The organism is Okeania sp. SIO2F4 (assembly GCF_010672385.1).
Lineage (GTDB): Bacteria > Cyanobacteriota > Cyanobacteriia > Cyanobacteriales > Microcoleaceae > Trichodesmium.
This window is the reverse complement of record NZ_JAAHGT010001186.1, coordinates 1-2477: the sequence shown is the minus strand read 5'-3', so window position 1 is coordinate 2477 and position 2477 is coordinate 1. Positions and strand designations below refer to the sequence as shown.

Sequence of the window (2477 nt, the reverse complement as noted above, 5' to 3'; positions counted from 1 at the left end):
TGGTAAATTCGGCCAGGTTTTGCGAATATAATTACCAATACTAAGATTCGGCCCCATGTAGTCTATCAAAACAACTATATTAGGAGATTCGTTGTGTAGATATTCCTTAGCTTTTTGTTGAATTTTCAGAGTAGGGAAAACAAAAGGCAAAGATTCAATAATTCCTACAGAGCCAATTTTAGTTGTATTTCCCAATAAAGTAGCACCAGCAGCAGCCATCCGCTCGCCCCCCAAGGCCACAATATCCAAATTTAAAGCCTGAAGTTGAGCTTGACGGTAGAGCGCTTCAACTAACAGGGCACCTTGTAAATCTCCAGAAACTTCACCTGTACTAATAAAAATTTTGACGGGAGTCATTTCAGTTATCAGTTATCACTTATCAGTTATCAATTATCACTTATCAGCAAAATTTCTATAAGGGTAGGTTGTGTTTCGTTCCTCAACCCAACAGCGATAAAGCTAATAGTCCAGTAAGATGCGTTAAAGAGCTAAAATTTAGACTGTGAAAGGCATTTAACAACCTGTCGTAACACACCATTTTAGATTTGTCAGTAAAAATTATCAAAAACTAAGGATTCTAGCTATTGGCAAGAAAAAGTCTGGGAATTATTGCTCTGTGTCAGTTCCAGCAATTTTATCCCTCTATATCAACAAAAACTCTATCAATTATCAAGCTCCTCTAATTTTACTCCCTTCAACATTTTTCCCGGCATTGGTCCACGACGTTTAGACCCAAGAGACAGACTTAAAAATTGATGTAATTGTTGTATATACTTATTATCTGAAAATAATTCTAATTCCTTTAAAGCTTCAGTCAGAGGTTTGCCAGAACGGTAGATAGTTCGGAAACCCTTTTTCAATATTGCCAAATCTGAACTGGTCAAACCAGCACGCTTTAATCCCACTAAATTGAGCGATCGTACCAAACAAGGATTTCCCTCCACCAACATAAACGGAGGCACATCTCTAACTATCTTGCTCATACCACCAACCATTGCCATTTTGCCAATATGAACAAACTGATGAATACCCAAAACTCCACCAATTACAGCTTTAGACTCAATTTTGACATGACCTGCTAAAGATACAGCATTAGCTATGACCACAGAATCTTCAATAATACAGTTATGAGCCACATGAACATAAGCCATAAGCAAATTACCATTACCAATAACGGTACTCTCTCCTGCATAAGTAGCACGGTTAACCGTAACAAATTCCCTGATTCGGTTATTGTCGCCAATTTTTAACCCACTTGGAACCCCTGTATATTTTAAATCTTGTGGCTCTAGACCAATAGCTGCCCCTGGAAAAATTCGATTACCAGAGCCAATTTCTGTTGGACCTTCAATCACAACATGAGCACCAATAGTAGTTCCTGCACCTACCTTGACCTGTTCCCCTATTACAGCATAAGGACCCACCTGTACAGTGGGATGTAGGTTAGCACTTTCAGAAATAACTGCTGTTGGGTGAATCAGAGTAGGCATATTTCAATCCATCATTGAAAACATCAAGTCCCCTTCTGCAACTTTTTGACCATCCACTTCTGCAATACCTCGCATTTTGGCAAACCTACCACCTTTAATAGATAGTAATTCTGTAGTTAATATTAGCTGGTCTCCTGGTACTACTGGACGGCGGAATTTTACCTTATCCATAGCTGCAAATACAAATAATCCTTCCTGAATATCGGGCATTTGAGCAAATATTATACCTCCGACTTGAGCCAATGCTTCTATGATTAACACCCCTGGCATAATTGGTCTTCCTGGAAAATGTCCTTGAAAATGGGGTTCATTAAAAGTAACATTTTTCATTCCAACTGCTTTTTCTCCAGGTACATATTCTATGATGCGGTCTACTAAAGCAAAGGGGTATCGGTGGGGTAATAGTTTGTGAATCTCTTCAATGGTCAGAATATTTCCCTCAGTAGTTGCAGCGTCTTGATTTTGCTGAGTCTGAGGATTTTCTGTGGTGGCTATCGAATCAGTTGTAGTTTCTTGAGAGGTTGACATTTGTATGGTTATTGATTGGCGGTTTTAATCATACCATTTAGAGGGGTAATCCTAATATTAATTTATACAGGACTTAGGCAAGGTATGAGTTGGAAAAACTAGGTATAGTAAATTTTATCTTAGTTAGGTACACTACTCGCGGGCAAGATACCCACACTAGATAGGTTTTAACATTAAATATTTGTATCTGACATGGCTTGGGAATCTGCTCTCTACAAAACTAAGACGTTATAGTTTGGCTCCACACTTATATCTGTATATCTGAGATCTATTTCCTTGTCAGGGGAAATTTTATCTCAGTTAGCTACAGTATCTGTGGGTAAGATACCTGTACTAGATAGGTTTTAACATTAAATATTTGTATCTGACATGGCTTGGGAATCTGCTCTCTACAAAACTAAGACGTTATAGTTTGGCTCCACACTTATATCTGTATATCTGAGATCTATTTCCTTGTCA

2 protein-coding genes and 1 pseudogene are annotated in these 2477 nt (G+C 38.2%); all 3 read right to left on the bottom strand.

Translation table 11 applies throughout. The features are described from left to right. Window positions 1-357: pseudogene (locus F6K22_RS38665) on the bottom strand (lipid-A-disaccharide synthase); the annotation flags it as partial. A 305-nt stretch (window positions 358-662) separates the two neighbouring features. Further along, a complete protein-coding gene (gene lpxA / locus F6K22_RS38660; protein WP_293110222.1) occupies window positions 663-1490 on the bottom strand; it encodes an acyl-ACP--UDP-N-acetylglucosamine O-acyltransferase in 828 nt (275 codons plus the stop codon). Window positions 1491-1493: 3 nt separating this feature from the next. Further along, complete coding sequence (gene fabZ, locus F6K22_RS38655; RefSeq protein WP_293110220.1) at window positions 1494-2018, bottom strand: 3-hydroxyacyl-ACP dehydratase FabZ; 525 nt, start codon at window positions 2016-2018, stop codon at window positions 1494-1496. Window positions 2019-2477: the final 459 nt, after the last annotated feature.